The sequence below is a fragment of the Dysgonomonas sp. HDW5A genome (genome assembly GCF_011299555.1).
GTDB lineage: Bacteria > Bacteroidota > Bacteroidia > Bacteroidales > Dysgonomonadaceae > Dysgonomonas_A.
In genome coordinates this window covers 2610148-2632194 of record NZ_CP049857.1, presented here as the reverse complement: position 1 = coordinate 2632194, position 22047 = coordinate 2610148, and the positions used below count along the sequence as shown (strand labels likewise).

Here is a 22047-nt window from a genome sequence, read left to right as displayed (position 1 = left end):
TTCTCACATTCTAAACAAATCAAGTCACAATAAAGTTTGTTTAAATATTATTATAATTTTGCATACATCAATAGTCGTCTGATTAAACAACTATTCATTCTATATTGTTTAGTTGTAAAAGAATAATCTGAAATTCTAAAATAAATAAATTCGATGCTTACAAAATATGCTTTCACAAAGGATAAATTTCTTGATATACTACATATTATCATTATTTTGCTTTCTGTTTTTCTGATAATATGTATTTCTGTTGATACATTTAATAATATATCGTTCCTTACACAAGGTTCATATATGAAAATACAACTGTGGGTTTGTATATTCTTTCTGTTTGACTTCGTTTTAGAATTAATTCTATCCGACCGCAAGTGGCATTTCATCAGTACAAATTTCATATTTCTCATAATATCCATTCCTTATCTCAGTATAATAGAACATTATCAGATCACATTCTCACCCGAAGTAAACTACCTGATTCGCTTTATACCGTTAATAAGAGGTGGTTATGCTTTGGCTACTGTTGTCAGTTGGCTAACAAAGAATAAGATATCCGGACTCTTTGTTTCTTATATTACTATCCTAATAGCCATAGTATACTTTTCCAGCCTTATGTTCTTTGTACTGGAACATAAAGTAAATCCTCAGGTCTTAAATTATTCTGATTGTTTATGGTGGGCGTTTATGAATGTCACAACCGTAGGTTCCAATATTTATGCACAAACGGGAGTTGGAAGGATATTGTCTGTTGTTTTGGCAGCATTGGGGATGATGATGTTTCCTATTTTCACCGTATATATAACTAACATAGTGGAAATGAAGAACAAAAAACGTAAATCATCAAAAAGAGAGCATACTGAACAAATAAACAATTAAGCTTAATAATTGAATTAGTTTCAAGTATGCACTAAATAATTGAGAAAATACTCAAAGCCTCAAAGCTTTATTTTCTTCTTTAATTCTGAAAGCCAACATCACAGCATTAAGCAGAGTAAAAATAATGGCAGTGTAATATAACTGAAATACAAGAGGTATAATGGCTATCTCGGCAATTACCACTATATAATTGGGATGTTTTAAATATCTGTAAGGACCTTTATTTATCAACGGAAAATTGGATACACGATATATCTTCGTATTCCAGAATTTACCTAAAGACGAAATAATCCAAGCCTTAAATGCAATCAGTATCAAAAATAAAATAAACAGATAAACATTGAAATATACTGTTTGAGTAAGAGAGTATTCAATAATTAACGAGACGAAGAATGAAGCGTGAAGTGCAACCATAAAAGGATAATGTTCCTTCCCATATTCGACCGCACCCTGCTGTAACAACCACCGTTCATTGCTACGGGCAAGCACTAACTCTCCGATACGCAACAAAATCACAAATGAGATAAAAAGGATAAACGCCATATTATTGTTTTGTCATTTGAAGTAAAACCATTTCGCACGAGAAACCGGGTCCCATCGACATCATCAAACCATAGCCGTCTTCGAAATCGTGAGTAAAGAATCTTTCCAATACATATAATACAGTAGCACTCGACATATTGCCGTAATTATTCATGACCTCTCTTGTTGTCTTCAAAAAATCGCCTTCTACTCCTAATGCTTCTTCATAAGAGGTGAGTACTTTTTTGCCTCCGGGATGAAATATAAAGTTTTTTATATCTGAAATCTCCAGATTATTTTTAGCTAAAAACGAACTTACATCATGCTTTACATTATTAGCTATAATATTGGGGATACCCGAAGAGAATAAAACCTTAAAACCACTATCGGTAAAATTCCATCCCATAATATCAAGCGAATCAAAATACAGTTTACTTTCGTTAGCAAGAAATGATATTTTGCTTTTAGCCTTATTTGCATAATTATCTCCGACAATTAAACAGGCTGCGATTCCATCCGAAAATAAACTGGAGCCTATAAAATTACTCTTGGTAAAATCGTCACGCAAAAAAGTGAGAGAACACAATTCAACAGCCACAAACAACACTACGGCATCTGCATTCGCCTTAGCCAAGGTGCATGCTTTAGCGTAGCCTGAAACTCCTCCTCCACATCCCAAACCAAATATACTCATACGATTGACATGCTGATTCAATTTCATTTTATTGATTATCAAAGCATCCATACTTGGTGTAGCAAGACCGGTTGTAGAAACGAAAATAATATCGGTTATATCCTCCTTACTTATTTGTGCGGTAGCTATACAATCCTCAATTGCCTGAACGGAGTATTCAAGAGAAAGCCGGATATATTCCAGATTTTGTTCCTGAAAGGAGTGAACTTGTGAGTAATAATCAAGTGATTTACATAAATTACGTGTAATTATTTCAGTATTATCAAATGCGCTCAACATTCTCACCACTTCAGGAAAAGAAGGTGAAAATAATCCTTTTGCATATTCTTTTACACTTTGTTGATCTGTTTTGAATGGAAATTCTATCTTAGATATAGCTGCTAATGAAGGCATAATTTTATGATTTACTGACAATAAAACGAGCGTGTTTTGTTACACTTCCACATTAAACACTTAGTATGGAGTAATAGTTCGGACTATCATTCTGTAAACCTTATATATAAATAAAAGCGGTTGACAAATTTCTTCATTTTTGTCAACCGTTTTGAATTAAAAAAATCAATTTTATTTAGTCTGTGATTATGATAGACTTAATTCAAATTAAGTAGAAGTAAATATTTAATGATACATTTTAAAGGCATAACAACCTATCGCTGTTTTGCTTGCCAAAGTAATAAATAGTTCTGCGAACTTAATCTAATCTCATTATTTTGCGTTTATTATTCAACCCGCAATTCTTCAAGCCTTTGTTCGGTATCATCTTCTTGATCTTCATCAAGCTCTTCTTCCTCATTTTCTTCTTCCTCTTCTTGCGGAGCTGCTTTTACAAAAAGCGCACTTAATTCAAACAGAAAGTAGAGAGGGAAAAATACAATGGATAGAGTAAACGGATCGCCGGATGGTGTAATAAATGCAGCTGCAACTAACAGTCCAACAATAGCATGCCTCCGGTATCTTGTAAAGAGTGATCTATTTAATAACCCAAATTGAGAAAGTAGCCATGATAGCAATGGTAATTCGAAAACTATTCCCATCACAAAAATAAGCATCAGGAAATTATCCATATAGGAATCCAATGATATCTGATTAACAATGATATCACTCAATTGATAAGTCGCCAAAAAGCGTAAAGTCATCGGAAAAACCAAGGAGTAGCCAAAAAGGCAACCCACAAAGAACATAAGAGTTCCAAAAACAAATGCCCACCTCATACTTTTTCTCTCATAAGCATATAGTGCCGGCTTTAAAAAACGCCATACCTCATAAGCAATATAGGGGAAAGTAAGAATGAGAGCCAACCAAAAGGAGGTTGTCATGTGCGTAAAAAACTGGGAAGCCAGATTAATATTTATAATATTTACTTGAAATGTATTGTCACAAAAATCGGGCAAAAAAGATACTGAAGATGTTATTTCACAGAGATATCTATACAAGAAGAAGTTTGAATTGGTAGGAGCCATCACAACATTCTCAAATAAATAAGGCATGAAGATAAAACCTATAATTGAAAACACAATTAATGCAGCTCCTGACCTGAATAAAGACCAGCGGAGCTCTTCCAAATGATCCCAAAAGGTCATTTCTTTATTTTCTTTCATAGATGAGTATTCTATCAATCTCTTTTTGAATCGTTACCCTCTATATCGTCTTCAAGTCCTTTCACCCCTTCTTTGAAGCTTTTGATACCCTTTCCTATGCCTCGCATCAACTCAGGAATTTTTTTACCTCCAAAAAGTAATAAAACAACAATGGCTATAATGACAATCTCTCCTGTTCCAAGATTACCTAAAAATAAAAGTGTATTCATTTTCTGTATTTTTTTATGTAATAAATAAAAGTTTTTAATGATATTTCAGTTTACAAATAAACTGCTAGAAAGCCCTCAGGACTTATTAGTTCGTTTCTTATTCGACCTCTTTTAATAGAATTACTAAAGTAACAAACATATCTGTGATCTTTTAAGGTTTCAATCCTTAAATATAACTATAATTGAAGTAAATCAATATATATTATTCCAATACAATATTACTTTCGATTCCCGATGTATAGTATACTTTATAATCACCTTCCTCATCGCAAATAAATAAAGCATCTAATTCGGGATTCTTTTCGATCCATTCCAGAGCTTTATCCATACCTCCAACCATAAATGCCGTAGCAAATGCATCTGCTGTAATAGCATCATCAGCAATTACTGTGGTAGACAACAAATTATGTCTTGCGGGATATCCGGTTGCAGGATTGATGGTATGAGTCACTTTTTTACCGTTTTCAATATAAAACTGACGGTAATTTCCCGATGTAGCAATCCCCCGATCGGTAATCTGCAATATTACCTGCAAATCTTGCCCGGGAACCGGATTGTTTTCCGACGGGCGATCAATACCAATTTTCCAAGCCTCTCCTTGTGTGTTACATCCTTTCACTCGAATTTCGCCTCCTATTTCCACCAAATAATCTAAGCAATGCTGTTTTTCGAGATAAGAAGCAACAATATCTGCCGAATAACCTTTTGCTATAGCATTGACATTCAGCAAAACACCGGGTGCTGATTTTACAACACGCTTGTTATCTATCCAAACTTTATCCATGCCAATATTAGCCTTTAGCTTTTCTATCTGTTCTTCATCCGGTATATTCTTCTTTTCCGAACTAAATCCCCATGCTCTGAATAAGGGCTCTGCAGATATATCGAAGGTTCCTTCTGCCTGAATACTAATTTCTTTTGCCTTATTGAATACGTGAGAAAAATAATCATCAACCTCTACATCTTCATTCCTGTTTACACGGGAAATAATAGAAGTCTCATCATATACCGAAAGTGATTTCTCAAAATCAGCTAATAAATTTTCTATATCCATGCGAAAGTCTCGATTTCCTTCGTATTGATATATTATATTATAACTTGTACCCTCAGCTCTACCTTGGATATTGTAATAACAGGCTCCATTATCGGCTAATACTACATTCATATTTCTCTTATCAGACTAATCTTTAGCAGCTCGTTATTTACTATAACTGGCTTTTACTAGTGGACAGTCGAGCAGATAGTCTAAACTTTTCTGTACACTTTCTATCGGTGTAAAGTTATAATTCTCAACTTCTACGACCAGGTGTTCTGTACCTGCGGCATCTGTATTTCTGAAAATAGCATCGAAACCGACCATCCCACTTTGACCAAGCTCTTTATTGTCTTTAATATGCAATAGTTTAAAACGACCGTTGTACTTATTAAAGTAATCGACCGGACTTTGTTGTCCTCTTACGACCCAATATACATCCATCTGAAAAAATACGTATTCGGGATTCGTATGCTCTATCATGTAATCATACATCACCTGTCCTTCTACTTTCTGAAATTCATGTGCATGATTGTGATACCCAAAGGAAATACCCTTTGCCTTGCATCTTTTTCCGATCTCGTTATAGTACTCGCAATAGGTTTGTAAGTCCTTGAGAGTTTTGGACACTTCCATCCAGGGTGCAACTATATAGGTCATACCGGCAGCCTTATGTGCATCGATGCATTTGTCCCACCATTGGAGCGATTCCGTGAAATCTTTAGACGATAATTCTTTTTGAGATAGCTCTTTTGATGTATGAGAAGAAAGCACATTCATACCTGCTTTTTCTATATCAGACTTAAATTGTACAGGAGTTTTTCCATAAAACAAACCGTTATCATAATTAGCGGCTTCGACATCGGTGAAACCCATCTCCCCTACTTTTTTTATTGTCCCCTCATAATCTTTAGATATATCATCTCTTACCGAATAAAGCTGCAAAACAATTTCTTTTTTCATCGGGGCAGAATCTTTCGAATTGACTTTTTGCTTAGCCATACATACTGTTGACATAAACATAATTAGTACAAATAACACATTCTTTTTCATGGTAAAAATATCAGATTATACAATTAAGGTCTCAGACCTTTTAATTATGATGACTTATTATAAACAACCACTGCAAATTAGTACTCTAAGATAGAATAGGTGTGCATGTTCATTGAAAAATCAAATCCACCAAAATAATTCTTCAATGGATTTGATCTTCAACTTTGAAAAAAATGAAAAGGATTTATTTAGTCAAGTATTTTTATTCTTATATTCTTAAACCATACATCATCACCATGATCCTGGAATCCGATATATCCTTCTTTTTTATCACCACCACAGTTATTTAGCAATTCGAATGCCAAAGGCCAAGCTTCTTGACTGAATTTGCTTTTTTGAAGCATTTCTGTCCATTGTGGAGTCCAAAGGTGATATTCAACGACATTTTCACCATTCTGACCATGTACCACTGTACCTTTGTATACCATAATCTTAGCTTTGTTCCACTGACCAAAAGGTTTTCCATTTTGTGGTTTCGCCGGAATCATATCATACAATGATGCCGATTGTCTATTATTGTCTTTACCTAGTTTTGCATCCGGATGATTTTCATTATCCAATACTTGATACTCGGGTGAAGATATATAGATAGGCTCCATTCTTACCTCTCCGGTTGCAGTATCTTTAGTCGAAATTTCTTGGGCTAGATAGAAAATACCGGAGTTGCCACCTTTAGAAACTTTCCATTCCAATTCAAGTTCAAAGTTTTTGAATTTAGAAGCGAATATAATATCGCCGCCATCTCCGTCTTGAGCTTCACCGGCACCCGAACCGTTAAATTTGATTGCTCCATTGTCGATAGTCCATTTCGAAGGCACTTTATCTTTTCCATATCCACGCCATCCTTTAAACGATTTACCATCAAATAGTGTGATATAACCGTCCTTATCTTTAGGAAATTCGCTCAAATCAACAACCGGATTTTCTACGACTGTATATGCAGGCGCCATCTTTTCTTCTGTTTTTGGTTCTGTACTCTGTGCTGCATTATCTGCAGTTTTCTTTTCTCCACCACAAGCGATTAATGTTCCTGCAATTGCAAAACAACTTAATCTTAAAACTAACTTATTCATATATTATTCTTTTTAGTTATATAATTTAAAACAGTAAATACATCTGTTACCTTATTTAGGCATATCAGGTAGTTTCCAGCCATTACGGTAGGTATGTTTGATCAGTTCCTGAGCAAATGCTGTTGCATTTACCGGATCTGTCCATTTTTTATCAAAAGTAGGATGACCGTCTTTTATCTCGAAACCGTCTTTTATGACAGTTCTTATCGTTGCATTCGGATCTATATTGGTGAACCTCATGTTCGGGCCATCCCAATCCAATACCTGATTCAAACCTTGCAATCTTATGGCAAGAACACCCATTACTACAATTTCATTAAAAGGTCCTGCTTCGCTAAACGGAGAAGCTGTTTCTACTCTGTTCGATGCATCTTCTTTACAAGCTCTTACCCAATCCATTTCGTGAGATGTTTTTACCTCTCTCAATACTTTAGGAGCTGACGGCACACGACCGGAAAGTAACCAAGGGTCTTTACCGTAACAGCCACATATCAGCGTATCTTTTGTTCCATGGAAAATAACACCTCCGCCATCGTCATTCAAGTCTTTGTTTGCAGGCATACCTTCGGGACGCATTGGTTTTAATCCTCCATCGTACCATATTACTTCTACTTCGGGCATAGCTACCTTTGGCATATTATCTCTGGCAGGGAATACAAATTTCACCATCTGTGCATTTGGTGCACAAGCTGTTAGCAGCAAAGTTGAGCTTCCCTGAACTTTAGTTGGATATCCAAGTTTCAGACCTTTAAATACAGGATGAAGAATATGACAAGCCATATCTCCTAATGCACCTGTACCAAATTCCCACCAGCCACGCCAGTTCCATGGTGTATATATAGAGTTATATTCACAGAATTGTGCCGGTCCGACAAATAAATCCCAGTTTAATGTTTTAGGTACTTTTTCTACAACATCGGGACGATTCAACCCCTGAGGCCATATCGGACGATCGGTAAATGCCTCTACTTTTGTTATTTCTCCTATTTCTCCGTTCCATATCCATTCGCACACTTTGCGAACTCCTTCACCCGAAGATCCCTGATTACCCATTTGAGTAGCCACTTTATATTTATCGGCCAATTTGGTCAATAAGCGCGACTCGTAAACGGTATGAGTTAATGGTTTTTCGCAATAAACATTTTTCCCCATAGTTATAGCTTCGGCGGCTATTATAGCGTGTGTATGGTCGGCCGTTGCTACCATTACAGCATCAGCAGATTTGCCTAACTCGTCAAACATTTTCCGGTAGTCATAATATGCTTTGGCTTTGGGATAATCTTTAAAGACATGACCACTGTATTTCCAGTCTACATCACATAATCCGATAATGTTCTGAGTATTCATGCCTTTCAACACACCTGCTCCACGACCTCCGATACCAACACCCAATATATTCAGTTTATCACTGGGTGCTACTGATCCAAAACTTTGTCCTAAAACTGTACTCGGAATAATCGTCAGTCCAACCGCAGCTTTAGCTCCTGTTTGCAAGAATTTTCTCCTCGAAATCTCTGATGCCATAATTTTAATTTATTAGTTAACAATTTTGTAAATTCAGATAATATCCTGATAAGGCAATAGTTTGTGTTATGCCTTTACTATTAGCTCTTTGTCTTTGTCCCAATACATGGTACGTCCTTCGAGATAAGCCCTTGTGCCCATATGTGCCGTTATGGCTTCCTCGAATGCTGCATCTATACCACACGAAGGTTTTAAATTTCTGTTGCGTATACATTCGACCCACTCTCTGAGATGTAGAAATGTAGTATCGTAACGTTTACCTCCCATGTATGAATAAAGCAATCCACGTTCGGCAAAGTATAATTCGGTGGCAGATGTAATAGCATCTACCTTGCTCTGTCCGGGCACATAAGTATAAAATGGAACGTCGGGTTTAATAATACCTTGTTCTATTTTTTCTTTATAGCGGGTCGATCCACTGTCTATCTTCAAAGTCAACGTGTTACCTACTTCCATCGAAGCATCGTGCCCCATAAACACCTTGCCCCTGTTGCGGTTACTGGCTAAAGTGGCACTATATAACATGGTCAGATTTTTATCAGGAAACTCAAATACGGTTTGTAATACATCGGGAACCGTCCTACCGTCTTTAAAGAAATACACTCCTCCTGAAGATGCTGCCGAATGAGGAATTCCTGTTCCAAGCAATTGATTTACTGCATCATATTCATGAGTTAGCAAATCTCCACTAAGTCCGGTGCTATAGTCCCACCAGCAACGCCAGCGAAAAAACCGTTCGAGACTGAATTTATCACGTTCATCAGGTCCCATGTATTTTGCCAAGTTATTACTCAGCATATATTCATTATATTCTTTTATTCTTTGCGGATCACCTTCGAACTGCTTCCAATCTATTGTTTTCGGATTTGCCGTAGGATCGATATCATATACCCATGCTCCATTGGGATCGTTTCGGTTGGTACACACTTCGATAAGAGTAATAGGTCCCAGTAATCCTTTGTCTATTATCTCTTTTGCTTTGCGATAACTATCAACCTGACGACCTTGATGCCCCAATTGAAAAACCACATTCGACTGACGAATCACGTCTCTTACCGCATAGGTTTCGGGCACTGTCCATGTTAAAGGCTTTTCGCAGTAAACATGCTTCCCGGCTTTTGCTGCATCCATAGCCATCGTTCCGTGCCAATGATCGGGAGTAGCAATCACAACAGCATCTATATCGTCGGCAGCCAACAACTCTTTATAGTTCAAGTAACGTTTGGGTTGAGGTCCCATTTTTCCGCCAGCTACTTCTTTATATATATTGCCTCCTGCTGCTATTCCTTCTTCAGCAAATGTGTCGAATATATCGCATATTCCCGTTATTTGAACATTGAGGCTTTCTTGTGCTAAAAAGTCTTTGTAACGAGTGTCCGACGAGTTTTCTTTCGCTTCTGTTTTTAGTATCTGCATACGCTCGGGTGTGGCAAAGCCTAAAGCTCTTAGCAGTTGCTTTCCTCTGATGCCGCAACCAATAACACCTAAGCGAATCAGTTTTCCATCGGTCTGCATAGCCGGAACGGACGTAGATGCATTACTAAGGTTAAACACATCGCTTACATCTTTCAGCGTCTTGATACTTTTTTGTTTCTTGTATGCACCATATGCCAAAGCTCCCAGCAAGGGAACAGTTGCAAGTGTTTTTATGGCATTACGCCTTCCCTGAGATTCGGGAAGAGCTGTTTCTTTATCGGGTGTATTATTCTTTTTTTCTTTATTTTCCTGTGGTGTATTATCTTCTGATATCATAGTGTTCTTCGGGTTATTTCTTCAACAAAGTATTAATATATCTATCAAATCCTATAATTTGAGAGGTAGGAAAATAGATTAAGACCATAAGTGCTCCTATCTCAATAAGATTTTTATCTACCCATAAATAACTCCCCTCGGTTGGCATCATGTATTCGGCTCCGATAAAAGGAGCATGCGATAAATAATACATAGTAAGAAAGATAACTCCACCTATAGATGCGTAGCGTGAAAAACATCCTAAGATAAGCCCTAGCCCCACAAGTATCAGCCCATAGATATTTATACAGTTAACAACTGACAATACTCCCGGATTACTTGCTATGCTATGGAAAAATGAAGACAGAAAACCTTGTGAGTCCATTAAATAAGGGGATGAACTCCATCCCGTATTAATCATCTTTACTATTCCTTCATAGAGGAAATGCCATCCGATTAATAATCTCAACAAGACTAACCAAAATGTTTGAGAACGAGTGTAAATAATTTGTTTATTCATAGGTATTTTTAATTCAGCAGGAGTAAACGGTAAATTTATTCCTACTTACGATTAAGCATTAAAGTTATATTTAGTAAAGTTACATTGTGTTTAAGTCATTCTTATTTAAGGCTACAATTCAGCACTAAAAACTACTAGACTGATTAAACATGTCAATAAAGCTAGAGATTTTTAAATAAAAAAACATCTTCGCAAATGTTAATAATTCACAATGCCAATCAAGACTATTCTCAGTAAAAATCTACAACGGATGAGAATATTAAAATACACAGTATCGTACTTTGCCTAATAAGTATATTTTGAAGACATTTTCAGTAAAAATAGCAGAAATAAGCAAGTCTATATGGCATTTTATATCATTTTCGAAACCCACGAATTACAATAAATAAAATTTGGGTAATGGTGAATTATTGGAGACCAATCTATCCCAATTGGATAAAATTTGCCTTTCAAGCATCAATTAAGGTCTCATTACATAACTGATATTCTGAAACTGAATAATATTTTTTGCTTCTAAAAAATCGGATCATATCAAAAAAGCACTATTCTATATTGGATTGATATAGAATAGTGCCTACTAAAATAAACTATTTAAATCCGGTTAATAATAAATTTCTGCCACACCATTGAATGTTATCTCAACCTTCGAACCATAATCTGATGCAATTATTTGAGCGATAATTTTGTCATTATCAGCTGTGATATCCAGTTTGCCACTGATAGGGTATAGATTCGAGAAAGTGGATGACAGATATACATAGGAGATTGGTTCGGAAATCTCATAATGAATATTCGTAGAATTGAGTTTTAAATTCCCTTTTCCGCTTTCCACTTTAAAATCATAGAGATTGGGGGATTTATCGTAGGACTTAGAGCCTTTAACCTTCAATTCGGCATTACTCATATCATCATCCCAAAAGCTATAACCTGAAAGTATGTCATAATATTTGAGGTTTACTGTTGTGATCTTCCAGTCTTTATCTCCGGAACTTTCTACACGGAAGTTTTCGTCTTCAAAGACAATCACTCCTTTCTCCCATGCGTTCGTTATCACCTTTGCAGTCCATATCGCACCGGATTCATTGATCGATTTTTGATTATGAGTAAAAGTTATCTCACGAGTATTATCATCCAAAGTCCATGTTTTATCTGTTTTGGTAATCGTATAACGCGATAAGAAATAGTTCTTAATTCCTTCTTTTTCATCATCCGGAGCTTGTGCATAATAATCAACCTTTGTCATCAAGTCCAATAGGCATATCGACTGAGAAAGGCGACTCTCGGTATCATCATAGGCAATTTTCCCTTGTAATGTTTTAGGATACCCGCTTTGTCCTTCTTCCACTTCACAAGCTGAAAATAAAGTAACAAATAATAATGTCAGTATATAAATTATTTTTTTCATGTTTGTCTTGAATTTATTAATTGAAAATATTGAATGATCTATTAGCATGTTTATAAGTCTCATAAATTGGTTGCATTATCAGAATCTATAACCTACGCCTCCTACAAAATTACCCGTACGACCTCCCAAATTGACTTCACCAAAGACAAATATTTTTTTGCCAAACGAAAATCCTATCGGAGTCAACATAAACTCGTTATCGAATGTAGTATTGTTACTCTTTGCCGAGTTTCTTTTCGAATCCATTTTATAACGTGTTATGTCCCAATAAAAACTCCATCCAATACCCGAGTAAAGACGAAACTTCTCTTTCGCAAGCCACGAATATCTGATCATAGGTGTAAAAGCAACATTATGCCCTTTCAGGTAACCGGCTTTTGAGTCATCAATACGATTATAAAAATCGGTATTATATCCACTATAGGACAATGCCCCTCCAAACGAGAAACGAAGGTCGGACATGTTATAGAAATAATTAAGACCAAATACGCCTGTTGTTTTTGTTGCACCGCTATAAGTGGCTGCACCAAAATAATCGTTGCCGTAATACCCCCCATAGCTTGGATAATAGCCGTAGCCAGACATGTAATAAAAACGGTCGTAATAACTTTCGTCATTTACAGAACCATACGACAATCGAAGTTCGTGCTTATTCTCTTTGAAAAACTCTTTTTTCTGGGCAAAAATAGCCGAACTAAAAGCACATAGCAGTAGCGTGAACAGATAAATTCTCTTCATATCAAATTGTTTTAATTAATAAAATTTTAGTTGTTTATCGTATTTTAACGCGCGTTTTTTAGAAATTTTTGTATTCGAAAACCTTGATTTCATTACATGCACCGAGTATACCTAATCCTCCATGAATATTGGTATGCACAACAATTGGCTCAGACACTTTATCCGAAGATACTTGCTGGCTACGCTGTAATGATGAGTAGTATTTATATAAATCTTCACTTATTGATTGCAATCTCACTGTCAGATGCCGTTTCATGGTAACGGAATCTTCGGGAAAATACCAATAATAGACTGAATTTTCGACATAAAACGATAGAGTATATTCTTTACCTGCAAATGTCGCATTACGAAATACCGAGAAATTATTATAGACAGAAGATACTAATCCGGTATTTGAATTAATAGGGCTTCCTTTATATCCGTCTGTAAATACAGGGTCATTTGAATAATACGATGAATAAGTAAAATGCTCACGAATAGTATCGCCCTTTAAATAAAAAAACCTGTTATTTATCAACAAACGGTAGTAATTGTCTCTTGCCGGAATATCTTTTATCGTCAATTTAAACATCGTATAATTTACCAGTCTACCATATTCAATACGATTGAAACTTGCGGTATCAACCGAAACGACTTGTGGAGCCGGCGGTAAAATAGCCATTGACTCGAGCACTTTCCCCTTATAATATGACTTTAAATTTAATTTATCCCCCTCTTTCAATCTCGCCAATAAAATATAAGCAGTATCAGCATCACTATATTTTAGATAAGATGTATTCCCATTTAAGCTTAGGTTAAACTCAGCATCATTGATTATATCATACCCCCATTTATCATTTATCCCGGAGTTTAATGTATCCCTGTTATATATAGGACGACTTTTACTCATATAAAAATAACTTGTATCGCTATTGGCATACAATAGTCCGTTTAAAACCACATGTGGAGTTATAGAAACACCTCCTATATCGACTACTTTCTCGAAGTCGCACGATGAGAACAAAATAGTGGTAAGTGACAATATGACAAATAGTTTTCTCATTTCTTATTTGAATTTATATGTAAATGATACAGAAGGAACTACTCCAAGTAATGAACTCTCTATTATCACTCTATCATTATATCCGTAACCACCTACACGAGCCATGTAGGGATTTAATCTGCCATACACGTTATATACACCCAGAGCCCAGATTTTCCGTGGCGACCGGTAATATTTCAGCTCTAAATCCAGATGGTGGGTATCCGACATTTTATAATTATTACGCCCACTGATATACTTTACGGAAGGATAGCCATAGTAATTCTGGTATGAATCATCTCCGGCATTAGGTAAGGGCTGATATTCTTCAAGAGGCAAAGTACTTCTACTACCGGTTGCATACACCCATGAAGCTAGAAGAGCTATTTTTTTACTACACTGGAATGTACCTGTTATATTAAAATTATGCCTGCTATCGTATTTTGCAGGAAAAAGTTGTCCTTTATTTATTGTCTTGAAACGGCGTTCGTTCCACGACAATGTGTAACCCATCCACCCGGTAAAACGTCCTTTTGTTTTCTGGGCAAATAGTTCCATACCATAAGACCATCCCTTACCGGATTCAACATATTCTACCCACGAAGTAAACGCATCTTTCCATGCCACGCCATCTTTATATTCAAGCACATTATTCATCCTCTTATAAAACCCTTCAACCGAGAAGTTATATCCACTTTTTGTATCGACAAACAAACCTCCTGTAAATTGATGGGAAGACATGGGTCTGAACTTCTCGGTTATCGGCACCCATAGATCGGTAGGCTGACTTATTGTATTAGATGATAACAAGTTTACAAATTGATTCATTTTAGTATAAGAGGCCTTAACGGCAACTTTAGGAGACAACTCATACCCTAAAGATATGCGCGGTTGCAATGCCAAATATGTCTTACTTTGGACGTTAAAGACCGAAAAATGAAGCCCAAGATTGCTTCTTAATTTCTTTGTAATAAAGAATTCATCTTCAGCATATAGTGACAATTCCTGACCTCTTATCTTGTCATATAAATAATAATTTAGCTTCCACTCCTGATTGTCATTGCCCATTTCTCTTACTTGATAACCATGCATCTCCGGGCTGAACTGATGCAATATTACACCTCCTCCAAAACGGAAATAGTGATTATTATCGGGCTGATATTCAAAATCGGAACTGAGCTGCCAATCTTTAATTCCTGATCTTTGAAATCCTGCATAGTTTTGTCTATGCTCTTCATATTTATCATCTACGAATGACCTGAAGTTAAATTTATATTTATTGTATGCTAAAGTGTTATTCATGAATAATTTATTATTAATCACATAATTCCATCTCAGAGACATTATATCGTTACCCCATCCATAGCTGTAGTTGGTCTTATTATAAGACTTTACATCATCCCCTTCATAGCTGGTCATATCACTTTTTGTATCTAATTTGTCACGACCACTATAATAGCTCAGATAAAGCCGGCTCCGATCCGAAAACTTATGATTTATCTTGGCATTCATATCGTAGATATAAACCAAACCATTGGGAAAAAGAGCGGTATCGGTTATTCTTTGAATAGCATCAATGTAAGAACGTCGTGCCGAGAAACTATAAGATGTTTTACCTTTTACAATAGGCCCCTCTATATTTATTCTGGCTGCAAATAAGCTGACAGTAAAATCTCCATGAAATTTTTGCATATCTCCATCTTTAAAACGAATATCAACAACAGATGAAAGACGTCCACTAAAACGGGCGGGAAAACTTCCTTTATGCAAGGATACTTTCTTTACTGCATCACCATTAAAAACAGAAAATATCCCCCACATGTGCCCTGTGTTATAGATCGGAACTCCATCAATCAGAATCAGGTTTTGATCGGGGCTTCCTCCCCGTACATACATTCCTGCCGAACCTTCTACTCCTGCTCTAACCCCCGGTATTGTATGAAATGACTTTAATATATCATTTTCACTAAAAGCAGCAGGTATAGGTTTAGTTTCTGAGCCTGACAACTCGATAGAGCCACTTGAAGGAGAAAATGATTTTGTATTATACACTGTCACATCCTGCAGTATGGCACTAGATTCCTTCAAGCGAAAATTAACAATTGTATCATTCTGCACATAAAAACTTTTCGAAAGAGGTTTAAATCCGATGTAAGATGCTTGTAAATTAACACTATCCGGCATAACCTGAATTGAATAATAGCCATAAGAGTTAGTGAAGTTACCGGCACCTGATCTTCTATCACTGATTGCTGCCCCTAGCAAGGTCTCCATTGAGCCTTGATCTGTTACATAGCCCGATATGGTAATCTTCTTCGCTTTATTCAGAATAATATGATTGCCTTCTATTTGCCAACTAATACCGGTTCCTCTGAAAATATGTTTCAAAGCTCCGTCAATAGATGATTGGGATATAGAAATGTCTTGTCGTTGTTCCATATTCAGATTTTCATTAAATACAAATGTGTAGTTACATTTTGTCTCCACCTTTCTGACTATTTCTTTTAATGTATTATTCTTCATTTCTATGGTTATAGAGGCTGTTTGAGCATATCCCGTAAATACGTAGAAGCAAATGATAAAAAACAAAAGGGGTATCCTAACAGATATATGCATGCAAACTCTTATTTTCGGGTCACTATTTTATATTTATTACCTTGTTTGATATAGGTAAACTCTGCTGTTTGACCTAATATAGTCAATGCTCTTTCGATCGATTCGCCTGAAGCGAAACGAGCTGTTATACGCAACTCTGCCAACGTCTGATTGTTAATTTCGAAGTTTACGTTATGCTCACGCGATAAGGCATCTAATATGTCGATCAGTGGTTCGTTTTCGAACACCAACAGATTGTTACGCCAAGCTGTTTCAATATCCGGATCTTTCAACTGCTGCACTTCGAGTTTCTCTGTTTTTTTACTAAAAACAGCTTGTTCGCCGGGTTTAAGCTTCTTAGTATATCCAGAGTGTACCCCAACAGATACAATACCGTCAAATAAAGTGGTCGTGATGTGTTCCTGATTTTCATAAGCATCTATATTAAATTTTGTACCTAAGACTTTTACCTCTATATTTTTCGCTTTTACGATAAATGCTTGATTGGGATTTTTAACAACATCAAAATAGGCTTCTCCTTCTAATGATACTTCTCTGGTTTTACCATTCATTTTTTGAGGATAGGCAATCGATGACAGACTATTAAGTATCACTACAGAACCATCGGGCAGCTCCACTTCTTTCTTCTCGCCATAAGAAGTAGTCACATATAATACTTCCGGTTGTTTCCCATAATTATATACAACTGTAGATATTAAAAAGAGTAATAATACTGCAGCTGCATAGCCGGCATATTTAATAAGAGGTCGACTCATTATAGATTTATTCAATCTTATTTGTTTTTCAACCAGTCGGTATGTTGTGTCTGCCTTATATTTATCGGGAAGTATAAGAGGAGCATCATCCGATGTAAAAAAAAGAAAGTCTTTGTCTGATAAATCTTTTTCGATGAGAGCCTGCTCTTGCTCCGAAAGGGGTAATCCTTTCAGATATTTTTGACGAGCTTTTTGTATTTTAGTGTTATATTTCATCTTTTATCTCTCTGTTTTATCGCTTTCAATAATAAAGAGTACGAAAAATAAAAATACCCCTATTGAGAATTTAAAAAAATACGATAAAAAGATTTTCTTTTAGTTCTTCATACAGCAGCTTCACAGCCTTATTCATCTGATTATCTACAGTCTTAGGTGATATTCCTAACATTTCTGCAACTTCGGAATATTTTTTTCGTTCTTCTCGAACCAGACGAAATACTTCAGCACAACGAGGGGGTAATTTTTCCAATGCCTGTTTATATTTCGTTTGTAATTCGATATCTAATATATCAAAATCAGTCTCATCACTGCTACTACAGTTATTATCGGGAAGATTCTCGATAAGTAATTCAGTCTTTTTGCGGTAGTTTTTTTCCACATAACGAGCCGCAGCATGTTTTAATGCTATAAAGAGGTAGGCATCGGGATCGGTTATAGTATCTAAGATTTTACGGCTTTGCCACAAAGCAACAAAAACGTCGGCTACAACTTCTTGTGCATAATCGGGATTGTTGTTTAAATAATAAAGAGCTTGCCGAAACAACTTTGTATAGTAGTGGTTATAAAGTAAGCGGAACGAGTCGGGACAGTCGGACTCCGCTATTTCTTTCATAAAATTTAATATGTCTTTCTTATATTCCATGCAGCGGGCAAAGGTACTAAGAAAGAATCTAAATATAATTTATTTATATTTTCCTTAACTCGATGACCTTAGCTTCCTCTGGCCTGAAGAATTCAGTATTTCGGTATTAACAGAGAATATTTCAATATTTTTTTAACGGTTCAACCAGTAAGTAGATTAACATCTTTTAGATTCAAAAAGAATATTATCAATACATTTAGTCAATTAATATTTTTAATTCTTCACAAATTCATAGCTCAAATGATTTATTTTAGAACAGACTTTTTAGGTTTCAATTACTGTCAGGAACATATTCTAAAATATCTCCAACTTCACAGTTTAAGATGGTACACAAAGAGTTTAATGTTTCAAATCTGACACCTTTCACTCTTCCGTTCTTTAGCAAAGACAGATTAGTCATGCTCATATCTAAACGCTCTGCCAGTTCAGTGAGCGATATTTTGTTCTTTGCCATTTCTATGTCTAGATTTACAATTATTGCCATTATACAAATGCTTTATTTTCTTGTTCAAGTTCAAAACCCAGCTTGAATATTTTTGCAATAGCAAAGATAACAGCACCTACCAATAATCCCACAAAATCAGGAATCCAGTCTAAGGCAAATAAATAATTATAATGGTTTACATTTTCAGTCAATATCCACTCTCGGTATAAATGTACTCCCCAACTTAGTGGCGAATAGAGTGCAATATACAAAGCTATAATTTTGAAGTGCCTGATATTATCAACCGAGAAGATAGACTCTTTTTGAAAGGAGCTGAAAAGCTTGCGTAAGTGGAACAATACACCTATAATAATACCTTCCAGTAATAATAATGAAACCATACTTACAATAGTATTAGATACTGAATTATTGACATTCATCATTATTCGACCTCTATTTTTAAATAGCCTGATATTTGATGTCGTTTCAGAACCGGATATCAGTTCTTGTTCTGAAAGAGCCTTATACATATTAATTGTTATCTTCTCATTAAAATAGTAAGTGTCCTGCACTATATATTCATTAGATAAAAAATATAGAGCAACCACAATCAACAAAAAATTTAGATACCAAATAATGTTTAATAACCATTTCACTAAATGAATAATCCGAATAGATTTTGCTTTCATACTATAATATTTAAATTGTAATTAATAATTCAAATACAAATAAAAGCATTTTTTAAATAAAACATAAAATATTTATCGTTTATTTTAAAATAAAATAATACAATATAAATTTCAACTATATCAACATCATAAGGAAAGCATACCCAATATTCCGCCAGATAAAAATAGCCCACAACTCGAAAATATGGCATTGAGAGAAACTTTACCAATCAGTTTCAACTAAAAATTTTGTTTTAATAGATAATCAAAAGCAATGTATTAAATAATATATAGGAAAAAATAATAATCAAAAACACCGAGATGTTTTTGTCTTTTGAATACTATTCGTATATTTACGAACTGAAAATAAAATATACCCTATGTCGAAGAAAGACTTAACAAAAGAACAAGAACAGCTAGCACGCTTTGCCAAGGCGATGGGGCATCCTGTGCGTATAGCCATACTGCAATTGTTGGCAAGCCAGACCTGCTGTTATCATGGCGATATGTCTGAAATACTACCCGTAGCCAAAAGCACCCTTTCGCAACATTTGAATGAACTGAAAGATGCCGGACTGATACAAGGAACAATTACACCTCCCACCGTAAAGTATTGCATCCATAGAGGCAATTGGGAAACAGCACAAAGATTATTCTCTGCTTGTTTCAAAGACATCCAATTTGATTCGGGCTGCGAGTCATAAAAAATTTACCTTTTCGATTCGTTGTTTTGCGAATAACGAATTGAAAATAGAAATAAGAATAAAAGATAAATATAATATGAATACAATCCGACTGGCAAAAGAAGAAGACATAGAGCAAATAAAGAAACTCTATCAGGAAACAATCTTATCCGTAAACATCAAAGATTATACATTCGAACAGGTTGACCTCTGGGCGAAACGTGGAGTGGATAATGACGTTTGGCAGCAACGCATCAATGAAGAATACTTCATTGTCTGTGAGATTGAAAATCAACAAGTAGGCTTCTGCTCTCTCAAACCCGATGGTTATTTGAACACTCTCTTTGTTCACAAAAATTTTCAGGGGAAGGGCATTGCAAAGGCTCTGCTATCGACTATCGAGCAACACGCCAAAGAAGTCGGAATCGAAGAACTTAGTGCGGATGTATCTCTTACTGCTAACGGCTTCTTTTTGAAAAATGGCTATACCGACTTAGGGCAACAAACTGTTTGCATAGGTATACCTATGATTAATAGTAAAATGATAAAACAACTAAAAATAAAAAAGTAATACAACAATGAAAGTACTTATTCTTTGTACAGGCAATAGCTGCCGCAGCCAGATGGCTCATGGTTTCCTCCAATCGTTCGATCATTCGCTTATCGTTTGTTCAGCAGGAACAAAGGCAAGCGGAAAACTCAACCTCAAAGCAGTTGAAGTAATGAAAGAAGCAGGGACAGATATTTCACACCATACTTCTGATAGTGTCGATAAATACCTGAATGACGAATGGGATTATGTAATTACCGTTTGCGGAGGTGCAAATGAAAGTTGCCCTGCATTTACAGGCAAGGTAAAACATCGTTTGCACATCGGCTTTGATGATCCGTCGGATGCTATAGGCACACCTGAGTTTATCCAATCGGAGTATATACGTGTGCGTGACGAAATCAAGAAAGGGTTTTATGAGTTTTACTTAAAAGAGATAAAGGGAAATGGGTAAAAGGAAAATGAGTTTCTTGGATAAAAACTTAACCATCTGGATATTCTTGGCTATGGCTATTGGGGTGGGCATAGGTTATTTCTTTCCTTCGGTATCTGCAACAGTAGATTCCATGTCAAGCGGAACAACTAATATTCCTTTGGCGATAGGACTTATTCTGATGATGTATCCGCCACTAGCTAAAGTGGATTATAAACTCTTACCAAAGGTTTTTACCAATGTAAAGATATTAAGCATATCCTTGCTTCTCAATTGGATTATTGCCCCTATTCTGATGTTTATACTTGCCATTGTTTTTCTGCAAGATTACCCTGAGTATATGGTAGGAGTTATACTTATCGGTTTGGCTCGCTGTATAGCGATGGTATTGGTCTGGAACGATCTGGCAGAAGGCAATACCGAATACGGAGCTGGTTTAGTTGCTCTCAATAGTATTTTTCAAGTATTCTTTTACAGTTTTTATGCTTGGCTGTTTATAACAATACTGCCTCCTTACTTTGGATTCGAGGGTGCTATTGTGGATATATCTATTGGTACGATTGCCGAAACAGTAGCTATCTATCTGGGTATTCCTTTCCTGATGGGTATTCTTAGCCGTCTGATATTAGTAAAACTAAAAGGGGAACAATGGTATAAGGAGAAGTTTATTCCAGCTATATCACCTATCACCTTAATTGCTTTACTGCTGACTATTATCTTAATGTTCAGTTTAAAAGGCGAACTGATTGTACAAATCCCTATGGATGTGGTACGCATTGCTATTCCTTTGCTCATCTATTTTGTAGCGATGTTCTTTATCAGCTTTTTTGTAAGTAAGGCAATGGGGGCTAGTTATGATAAGAATGCTTCTATTTCGTTTACTGCCACAGGTAATAATTTCGAACTGGCTATTGCGGTAGCTATCGGTGTATTTGGTATTCACAGTGGACAAGCGTTTGCTGGTGTTGTGGGTCCATTGGTAGAAGTGCCTGTATTGATTGCTTTGGTAAATGTGGCTTTCTGGTTGAAAAAGAAGTATTACAAAACAGGACAATAATAACC

At 35.8% G+C, this 22047-nt stretch carries 23 protein-coding genes; 5 read left to right on the top strand and 18 right to left on the bottom strand.

The window, feature by feature from the left end; translation table 11 throughout:
* The first annotated feature begins 144 nt into the window (after nt 1-144).
* On the top strand, nt 145-873 hold the full coding sequence (locus G7050_RS11005) for an ion channel (protein WP_370521969.1): 729 nt from the start codon (nt 145-147) through the stop codon (nt 871-873).
* Nucleotides 874-924: 51 nt separating this feature from the next.
* On the opposite strand, the gene G7050_RS11000 is transcribed toward G7050_RS11005, so the two are convergent.
* The 18 genes from G7050_RS11000 to G7050_RS10915 all read right to left on the bottom strand — a co-directional run bounded on the left by G7050_RS11000 (nt 925) and on the right by G7050_RS10915 (nt 19340).
* A complete protein-coding gene (locus tag G7050_RS11000) occupies nt 925-1416 on the bottom strand; it encodes an isoprenylcysteine carboxyl methyltransferase family protein (protein WP_166115252.1) in 492 nt (163 codons plus the stop codon).
* Between the two features lies 1 nt (nt 1417).
* The gene (locus tag G7050_RS10995) at nt 1418-2482 is read right to left on the bottom strand and encodes a type III polyketide synthase (RefSeq protein ID WP_166115249.1); all 1065 of its coding nucleotides are present in this window, start codon (nt 2480-2482) and stop codon (nt 1418-1420) included.
* A gap of 326 nt (nt 2483-2808) precedes the next feature.
* The gene (gene tatC / locus G7050_RS10990; protein ID WP_166115247.1) at nt 2809-3687 is read right to left on the bottom strand and encodes a twin-arginine translocase subunit TatC; all 879 of its coding nucleotides are present in this window, start codon (nt 3685-3687) and stop codon (nt 2809-2811) included.
* Nucleotides 3688-3701: 14 nt separating this feature from the next.
* Nucleotides 3702-3896, bottom strand: coding sequence for a twin-arginine translocase TatA/TatE family subunit (locus G7050_RS10985; protein WP_166115244.1), 195 nt, complete (start codon nt 3894-3896; stop codon nt 3702-3704).
* A 202-nt stretch (nt 3897-4098) separates the two neighbouring features.
* Nucleotides 4099-5061, bottom strand: a complete 963-nt coding sequence (locus G7050_RS10980) for an FAD:protein FMN transferase (RefSeq protein WP_166115241.1) — start codon at nt 5059-5061, stop codon at nt 4099-4101.
* A gap of 33 nt (nt 5062-5094) precedes the next feature.
* Nucleotides 5095-5982 (bottom strand): sugar phosphate isomerase/epimerase family protein, encoded by an 888-nt coding sequence (locus tag G7050_RS10975; RefSeq protein ID WP_370521835.1) that lies wholly within the window; start codon nt 5980-5982, stop codon nt 5095-5097.
* 188 nt (nt 5983-6170) lie between these two features.
* Complete coding sequence (locus tag G7050_RS10970) at nt 6171-7055, bottom strand: DUF1080 domain-containing protein (RefSeq protein WP_166115238.1); 885 nt, start codon at nt 7053-7055, stop codon at nt 6171-6173.
* A 51-nt stretch (nt 7056-7106) separates the two neighbouring features.
* On the bottom strand, nt 7107-8579 hold the full coding sequence (locus G7050_RS10965) for a Gfo/Idh/MocA family protein (protein WP_166115235.1): 1473 nt from the start codon (nt 8577-8579) through the stop codon (nt 7107-7109).
* A 66-nt stretch (nt 8580-8645) separates the two neighbouring features.
* Nucleotides 8646-10331 (bottom strand): Gfo/Idh/MocA family protein, encoded by a 1686-nt coding sequence (locus G7050_RS10960; protein ID WP_166115232.1) that lies wholly within the window; start codon nt 10329-10331, stop codon nt 8646-8648.
* Between the two features lie 13 nt (nt 10332-10344).
* Nucleotides 10345-10830 carry a DoxX family membrane protein gene (locus tag G7050_RS10955; protein WP_166115229.1) on the bottom strand — a complete coding sequence of 162 codons (486 nt, stop codon included), beginning with the start codon at nt 10828-10830 and terminating at the stop codon, nt 10345-10347.
* Nucleotides 10831-11431: 601 nt separating this feature from the next.
* Nucleotides 11432-12235: a hypothetical protein gene (locus G7050_RS10950; RefSeq protein WP_166115226.1), complete on the bottom strand. Its 804-nt coding sequence runs from the start codon at nt 12233-12235 to the stop codon at nt 11432-11434.
* Nucleotides 12236-12313: 78 nt separating this feature from the next.
* Nucleotides 12314-12973: a hypothetical protein gene (locus G7050_RS10945; RefSeq protein ID WP_166115223.1), complete on the bottom strand. Its 660-nt coding sequence runs from the start codon at nt 12971-12973 to the stop codon at nt 12314-12316.
* 58 nt (nt 12974-13031) lie between these two features.
* Nucleotides 13032-14015, bottom strand: coding sequence for a DUF4249 domain-containing protein (locus tag G7050_RS10940; protein WP_166115220.1), 984 nt, complete (start codon nt 14013-14015; stop codon nt 13032-13034).
* Nucleotides 14016-14018: 3 nt separating this feature from the next.
* Complete coding sequence (locus tag G7050_RS10935) at nt 14019-16517, bottom strand: TonB-dependent receptor (protein ID WP_166115217.1); 2499 nt, start codon at nt 16515-16517, stop codon at nt 14019-14021.
* 101 nt (nt 16518-16618) lie between these two features.
* Nucleotides 16619-17581: a FecR family protein gene (locus G7050_RS10930; RefSeq protein ID WP_166115214.1), complete on the bottom strand. Its 963-nt coding sequence runs from the start codon at nt 17579-17581 to the stop codon at nt 16619-16621.
* Between the two features lie 70 nt (nt 17582-17651).
* The gene (locus G7050_RS10925; RefSeq protein ID WP_166115211.1) at nt 17652-18197 is read right to left on the bottom strand and encodes an RNA polymerase sigma-70 factor; all 546 of its coding nucleotides are present in this window, start codon (nt 18195-18197) and stop codon (nt 17652-17654) included.
* 301 nt (nt 18198-18498) lie between these two features.
* Entirely contained in the window at nt 18499-18711 is a 213-nt protein-coding gene (locus G7050_RS10920; RefSeq protein ID WP_166115208.1) for a helix-turn-helix transcriptional regulator, read from the bottom strand.
* Nucleotides 18711-19340 carry a DUF2975 domain-containing protein gene (locus G7050_RS10915; RefSeq protein ID WP_166115205.1) on the bottom strand — a complete coding sequence of 210 codons (630 nt, stop codon included), beginning with the start codon at nt 19338-19340 and terminating at the stop codon, nt 18711-18713. Before G7050_RS10915 ends, G7050_RS10920 begins: the two co-directional genes overlap by 1 nt.
* Nucleotides 19341-19699: 359 nt before the next feature.
* Between G7050_RS10915 and G7050_RS10910 the strand changes: the two genes are divergently transcribed.
* The 4 genes from G7050_RS10910 (at nt 19700) to arsB (ending at nt 22042) form a co-directional block, all read left to right on the top strand.
* Entirely contained in the window at nt 19700-20023 is a 324-nt protein-coding gene (locus G7050_RS10910; protein ID WP_166115202.1) for a helix-turn-helix transcriptional regulator, read from the top strand.
* Nucleotides 20024-20099: 76 nt separating this feature from the next.
* Nucleotides 20100-20573 carry a GNAT family N-acetyltransferase gene (locus tag G7050_RS10905; RefSeq protein ID WP_166115200.1) on the top strand — a complete coding sequence of 158 codons (474 nt, stop codon included), beginning with the start codon at nt 20100-20102 and terminating at the stop codon, nt 20571-20573.
* A 7-nt stretch (nt 20574-20580) separates the two neighbouring features.
* The gene (locus tag G7050_RS10900) at nt 20581-21006 is read left to right on the top strand and encodes an arsenate reductase ArsC (RefSeq protein ID WP_166115197.1); all 426 of its coding nucleotides are present in this window, start codon (nt 20581-20583) and stop codon (nt 21004-21006) included.
* Nucleotides 20999-22042, top strand: a complete 1044-nt coding sequence (arsB, locus tag G7050_RS10895) for an ACR3 family arsenite efflux transporter (RefSeq protein WP_166115192.1) — start codon at nt 20999-21001, stop codon at nt 22040-22042. Before G7050_RS10900 ends, arsB begins: the two co-directional genes overlap by 8 nt.
* Nucleotides 22043-22047 lie beyond the last annotated feature (5 nt).

What these genes read in the sequence shown, in the direction of transcription:
- G7050_RS11000 (WP_166115252.1), bottom strand. Translation starts at nt 1,416, where the DNA reads ATGGCGTTTATCCTTTTTATCTCATTTGTGATTTTGTTGCGTATCGGA.
- G7050_RS10995 (WP_166115249.1), bottom strand. Translation starts at nt 2,482, where the DNA reads ATGCCTTCATTAGCAGCTATATCTAAGATAGAATTTCCATTCAAAACA.
- tatC (WP_166115247.1), bottom strand. Translation starts at nt 3,687, where the DNA reads ATGAAAGAAAATAAAGAAATGACCTTTTGGGATCATTTGGAAGAGCTC.
- G7050_RS10985 (WP_166115244.1), bottom strand. Translation starts at nt 3,896, where the DNA reads ATGAATACACTTTTATTTTTAGGTAATCTTGGAACAGGAGAGATTGTC.
- G7050_RS10980 (WP_166115241.1), bottom strand. Translation starts at nt 5,061, where the DNA reads ATGAATGTAGTATTAGCCGATAATGGAGCCTGTTATTACAATATCCAA.
- G7050_RS10975 (WP_370521835.1), bottom strand. Translation starts at nt 5,982, where the DNA reads ATGAAAAAGAATGTGTTATTTGTACTAATTATGTTTATGTCAACAGTA.
- G7050_RS10970 (WP_166115238.1), bottom strand. Translation starts at nt 7,055, where the DNA reads ATGAATAAGTTAGTTTTAAGATTAAGTTGTTTTGCAATTGCAGGAACA.
- G7050_RS10965 (WP_166115235.1), bottom strand. Translation starts at nt 8,579, where the DNA reads ATGGCATCAGAGATTTCGAGGAGAAAATTCTTGCAAACAGGAGCTAAA.
- G7050_RS10960 (WP_166115232.1), bottom strand. Translation starts at nt 10,331, where the DNA reads ATGATATCAGAAGATAATACACCACAGGAAAATAAAGAAAAAAAGAAT.
- G7050_RS10955 (WP_166115229.1), bottom strand. Translation starts at nt 10,830, where the DNA reads ATGAATAAACAAATTATTTACACTCGTTCTCAAACATTTTGGTTAGTC.
- G7050_RS10950 (WP_166115226.1), bottom strand. Translation starts at nt 12,235, where the DNA reads ATGAAAAAAATAATTTATATACTGACATTATTATTTGTTACTTTATTT.
- G7050_RS10945 (WP_166115223.1), bottom strand. Translation starts at nt 12,973, where the DNA reads ATGAAGAGAATTTATCTGTTCACGCTACTGCTATGTGCTTTTAGTTCG.
- G7050_RS10940 (WP_166115220.1), bottom strand. Translation starts at nt 14,015, where the DNA reads ATGAGAAAACTATTTGTCATATTGTCACTTACCACTATTTTGTTCTCA.
- G7050_RS10935 (WP_166115217.1), bottom strand. Translation starts at nt 16,517, where the DNA reads ATGAAGAATAATACATTAAAAGAAATAGTCAGAAAGGTGGAGACAAAA.
- G7050_RS10930 (WP_166115214.1), bottom strand. Translation starts at nt 17,581, where the DNA reads ATGAAATATAACACTAAAATACAAAAAGCTCGTCAAAAATATCTGAAA.
- G7050_RS10925 (WP_166115211.1), bottom strand. Translation starts at nt 18,197, where the DNA reads ATGAAAGAAATAGCGGAGTCCGACTGTCCCGACTCGTTCCGCTTACTT.
- G7050_RS10920 (WP_166115208.1), bottom strand. Translation starts at nt 18,711, where the DNA reads ATGGCAATAATTGTAAATCTAGACATAGAAATGGCAAAGAACAAAATA.
- G7050_RS10915 (WP_166115205.1), bottom strand. Translation starts at nt 19,340, where the DNA reads ATGAAAGCAAAATCTATTCGGATTATTCATTTAGTGAAATGGTTATTA.
- G7050_RS10910 (WP_166115202.1), top strand. Translation starts at nt 19,700, where the DNA reads ATGTCGAAGAAAGACTTAACAAAAGAACAAGAACAGCTAGCACGCTTT.
- G7050_RS10905 (WP_166115200.1), top strand. Translation starts at nt 20,100, where the DNA reads ATGAATACAATCCGACTGGCAAAAGAAGAAGACATAGAGCAAATAAAG.
- G7050_RS10900 (WP_166115197.1), top strand. Translation starts at nt 20,581, where the DNA reads ATGAAAGTACTTATTCTTTGTACAGGCAATAGCTGCCGCAGCCAGATG.
- arsB (WP_166115192.1), top strand. Translation starts at nt 20,999, where the DNA reads ATGGGTAAAAGGAAAATGAGTTTCTTGGATAAAAACTTAACCATCTGG.